The following is a 4522-nucleotide window of genomic DNA, read 5'->3' on the forward strand; positions in this document are numbered from 1 at the left end:
GGCCGACCCCGATCGTCGTCATGCCAGTCGCTTCCCGCACTGCACGCGCAAACGGGATCTGGTAGTGCGGCCCAACCGGGATTTTCTGGAGCGGAGAAAGGCCACCCGTGGAGACATCGATCCAGTCGCATCCGCGTGCCTTAAGTTGCCGTGCAAGCTCGACCGTTTGCTCGAGGTCCCAGCCGCCATCCAACCAGTCGGTCGCCGACACGCGCACGCCGAGCGGCTTGCCAACGGGCCAGACCGCGCGAACCGCATCGTAGATCTCGAGCGGAAAGCGCATGCGGTTCTCGAGCGAGCCGCCGTATTCGTCTTGGCGCTTGTTGGCAATGGGCGAGAGAAACTGATGTAGAAGATAGCCGTGCGCGAAATGCAGTTCAATGGCGGCAAGGTCCAGGCGCGAGGCGCGCTGAGCACTTGCGACAAAGGCGTTGCGGACACGCTCCATGCCGGCGCGATCGAGTTCGAGCGGCGGCATTTCATCGTCGGACGGGGCGAGCGCCGATGGTCCGTAGGCGCGCCAGCCGCCGTTCTCGACGGCGATTTGCGAACCGCCGCGCCAAGGCGATTCGCTCGACGCCTTGCGCCCGGCGTGGCATAGCTGGATGCCAATCGGCATATCGGTGAACTGACGCACCTCGTCAAGGACGCTTGCGAGCGCCTGTTCGTTCGCGTCGGAGTAAAGGCCGAGGCAGTATGGCGTGATCCGTCCGGCCGGCTCTACGGCGGTCGCTTCGAGCAGCATCAGGCTTGCGCCGCTCAGCGACAGGTTGCCGATATGCACGCGATGCCACGCGCTCGCCGATCCGTCCACGGCGCTGTACTGGCACATTGGGCTGATGATGATGCGGTTTGCAAGCTTTAGCGAACCCAGTTCGAGAGGAGAGAAGAGCTTTGCGTTCATTGATACGGTTCCTTAGCCGATAAAGATGCTTGACTTGGCACTCAGGGCGGCACTTCGGCGCGTTCGCTGAGTGGCCCTGCAGGGGCACGCAGGCGGCAACGACAAAGTCGACACTTCGCCTTAAAATCGCGATGCACGATGCCAGGCGCTGCAAGTTCATCACCGGCCTTGGTGCCCATTGATGCCTTGGTGTCCATAGGATGCGGATTGCCCGGCATTTTGGGAACTTCTCAATCGTCAATGCAGGCATCGTTAAACGCGATGGATGCAACCAGACATATGCAGGTAAACCCGATTAACCGGAGTGAAGATGCGTGCTGCAGCGGATCGGCCTTTGCGTTTTGACATGGAGTCGCTGCGCATTTTTGTGGCTGTAGTCGAGGAGGGCAGCATTGCTGCGGCGTCGGGACGAACCCACCTCGTGGCATCGGCGGTTAGCAAGCGGGTGTCGGACCTCGAAGGCGACGCCGGCACGCCGCTTTTGTATCGGCACAGCCGCGGCGTGCAGGCCACCCCCGCGGGTGAAGCGCTCTACCACCACGCGAAGCGGTTGATCGAGCATTTGCAGCAGATCTCGGACGAACTCTCCGAATATTCGGAAGGTTTGCGTGGACACGCGCGGATCTACGTGAACTTCACCGCGATGGTCCAGTATCTGCCGGGCGCGCTGCGCTTGTTTCTAAGCGCAAATCCGCAAGTGCGGATCGACATGGTTGAGAAGTCCAGCGACGAAGTGGTTCAGGCGATCGCGGGCGGCGTCGCGGACCTGGGCATCTGCTCGGCCACCGAGGACTCGCTGGGCGATCTGCAGTGGCGTCCGTACAGCACTGACAAGCTAGTGCTGATCGTCCCGGCCGGTCATCGACTAACCGCGCGCGCAAGCGCGAACTTCGCGGAAGCGCTCGACGACGACATTGTCAGCATGCCGCACGGCACGTCAATCCCGAAGCTGTGTCGCGCTGCAGCCGAGCGTTGTGGCAGGCGGTTGCGCGTGCGCATCGAGGTGACAAGCTTCGAGGGCGTGCGCAACATGGTCAGCGCCGGCCTGGGCATTGGCGTGCTGCCAGAGGACAGCGTATTGCCGTATGTAAGCTCGGCGCCGTTTTGCATCGTCGCACTCAACGACTCGTGGTCGTCACGTCCTCTGCTGATCGTCGCGCGCAATTTCGACACGCTGCCGATGCCGGCGCGCATGCTCGTAGACCACCTTGAGCGGCATCCCGGGCATGCGTCTTGAGTGCTTGCGCGGCCGCGGCTAACCCGCCCCGCCAGACCCATACTGAAATGAACTTCCAACAAACGTAACGGGCAATTCAATGGTTGATTGCCTCTAGCGAGAGTCCCTTGGTGGAAGGGCCGAGCAGGATCACGTCGTCGCGATGTTCGGCAATGCGTCTGAATACCGACGCGGCGCTGCGGCGCCCCCAGGTGTTCTGCACTGCACAAATCGCTCGTGATAAATACCGAACTAGAATGCTGTGAGAGAGCAGTTTCTGGAGACCTGTATGAACGGCTATCAATTAACGTTCTATACCGAGCAGCACCGCAAGCACGGTCATCTGAGCGTGTGTGACTGGTTGCTTCAGGAAGTACGCAAGCTCGGCATTGGCGGGGCGACGGTCGTCGGATGTGCCGAAGGCATCGGCCACGCTGGCGCACATCATGCGGCGCACGTCCTTCAACTTACGGACCAGCCGTTACAGATCATCATGGCGGTCACTGAAGAAGAAGCAGACCGGATTCTGGATGTCGTCCGAGAGGAGCACGTGCACGTGTTCTACACGCGCTCTCCAATCGAATTCGGATTGCTGGGAGATGACGCTCCGGAAAAGACGAGGAAGCACTTTCCGCTCTTTCATCATCGGCGACCCACTTGAGAAAGAAAGACGGAGACGTCATCTTTGCGTCACCGCGAATGGGCTATGTCCATGTTGCATTGCGTAAATAGTTTCGAGTAAAATCCGCAGCGCTGGAGATGGCATTCCTCCAAATAACCGCCGAGCGATTGGTTGATGAGATCGGCTGATGATGCCTACGAATTCCTGGGTGCGGGAGGTCGTAGGCCGTCTATGCGGCATCCTGCTGCCCAGGTTTGATGTTCTATCAAATCTGGAAATCATGAAACGTCTTAAGTCTGTTGAGCAGCTAGCCATGATTCCGTACGTCGGGCGCTGGCTGTTGCTCTCGTGCGTACTCGGTGTTCTCGCGGGGTCTGCCTCCGCTCTTTTTCTCTATTTGCTGGATCGCGCCACCGATACCCGAATAATTCACCCATGGCTGCTATGGCTCCTTCCTGTCGCGGGATTTGCGACGGGCTGGGTCTACCTCCGCGTGGGTAAAACAGTTGAGGGCGGTAACAACCTCCTGATCGATGAGATCCATGATCCCCAGAAGATCGTGCCAAAACGCATGGCGCCCCTGGTTCTTATAGCAACCGTCATCACGCACTTATTCGGCGGCTCTGCAGGACGCGAAGGTACGGCTGTCCAAATGGGCGGAGCGTTGGCCGATCGGATCACGCATGTTTTTGGCCTCGATCGCGACGACCGTCGCATCCTGCTGATGGGTGGAATCGCGGCAGGTTTTTCGTCGGTGTTCGGCACGCCGCTCGCGGGCGCTATCTTCGGCCTTGAAGTGCTGGCAATGGGTCGCCTGAGATACGACGCACTGCTCGTCTGCCTCGCCTCGTCGGTCGTGGCGGACGAGGTATGCCGATTGTGGGGCATTCGGCATACCGTCTACGCGATTTCGTTTATCCCGCCGATCACAGCGCTCGGACTCGGCTCTGCCGTGCTCGCGGGCATGGCATTCGGAGTTGTCGGCATGCTCTTTGCCGACTCGACGCACGCGTTGTCAGCGCTAGCTAAACGCAAGCTGGCGTATGCGCCCTTGCGGCCGTTCATAGGCGGGCTGATCGTGGCCGTCGCGGCTATGGCTTTAAATGTCCCTCAGTTTCTAGGTTTAGGTATCCCGACCATCGAAAGTGCGTTCAGGGGCGATCTTCCGGTCTACGACTTTGCTGGAAAATTTGTCTTCACCGTAGTAACGCTGGCGTCGGGCTTCAAGGGGGGCGAGGTTACGCCGCTGTTCTACATCGGGGCCACGCTGGGTAACGCACTCGGCCACATTCTGGCGCTGCCCGTTCCCGTGCTCGCGGGGCTCGGATTCGTCGCTGTGTTCGCCGGCGCCGCCAATACGCCCATTGCCTCGACCATCATGGCCATGGAACTGTTCGGCACCCACATTGGCGTCTACGCGGCCCTCGCGTGCGTTGTGAGCTACCTGTTCGCGGGGCACACCGGCATCTACCGGGCACAACGCGTCGGCCAATCCAAGCACCTGTTCTTGCCCGAGGGAATTCGTTTGTCCGAGATCCCCGCGATACGCCGCGCACGCCGAAAAACCACGGCAGCCCCTGTCCAGTCGTGAGCGATTTTTCCTTGATGCGAGCTGCCGGCGTCTGATTGAGCGGGACGACCTAGCCGCCCCACACGGAGGAGACGTGTCGGGGCGGGTCGGCTATCTACCTAAAGAATGTTTCATCTCGGCGCAACTGAATCGCATCCTTCGTGTTGCTATCCTGCTTTTCATCCGATGCGGAGATCCTGATGACAAGGT

The 4522-nt window shown here is 60.1% G+C and carries 5 protein-coding genes and 1 riboswitch; of the genes, 3 read left to right on the forward strand and 2 right to left on the reverse strand.

Going from position 1 to position 4522, the window contains the following annotated elements; all coding sequences use genetic code 11:
• A partial coding sequence (locus WCA53_RS01400; protein ID WP_423904649.1) for an NADH:flavin oxidoreductase/NADH oxidase occupies nt 1-904 on the reverse strand: 904 nt, incomplete at its 3' end.
• Nucleotides 905-1214: 310 nt separating this feature from the next.
• Between WCA53_RS01400 and WCA53_RS01405 the strand changes: the two genes are divergently transcribed.
• Nucleotides 1215-2141: a LysR family transcriptional regulator gene (locus WCA53_RS01405; RefSeq protein WP_423904653.1), complete on the forward strand. Its 927-nt coding sequence runs from the start codon at nt 1215-1217 to the stop codon at nt 2139-2141.
• Between the two features lie 76 nt (nt 2142-2217).
• Here WCA53_RS01405 and WCA53_RS01410 read toward each other — a convergent pair whose 3' ends face one another.
• Nucleotides 2218-2343, reverse strand: a complete 126-nt coding sequence (locus WCA53_RS01410; RefSeq protein WP_423904656.1) for a hypothetical protein — start codon at nt 2341-2343, stop codon at nt 2218-2220.
• 66 nt (nt 2344-2409) lie between these two features.
• On the opposite strand from WCA53_RS01410, the gene WCA53_RS01415 reads away from it, so the two are divergent.
• Both WCA53_RS01415 and WCA53_RS01420 read left to right on the forward strand, forming a co-directional pair.
• Nucleotides 2410-2781 (forward strand): DUF190 domain-containing protein, encoded by a 372-nt coding sequence (locus tag WCA53_RS01415; RefSeq protein ID WP_423904659.1) that lies wholly within the window; start codon nt 2410-2412, stop codon nt 2779-2781.
• Between the two features lie 85 nt (nt 2782-2866).
• Nucleotides 2867-2946: riboswitch (Fluoride riboswitch) on the forward strand.
• 76 nt (nt 2947-3022) lie between these two features.
• A complete protein-coding gene (locus WCA53_RS01420) occupies nt 3023-4333 on the forward strand; it encodes a voltage-gated chloride channel family protein (protein WP_423904662.1) in 1311 nt (436 codons plus the stop codon).
• Nucleotides 4334-4522 lie beyond the last annotated feature (189 nt).

It is taken from the genome of Caballeronia sp., assembly GCF_049581465.1.
In the GTDB taxonomy this organism is placed as follows: domain Bacteria; phylum Pseudomonadota; class Gammaproteobacteria; order Burkholderiales; family Burkholderiaceae; genus Caballeronia.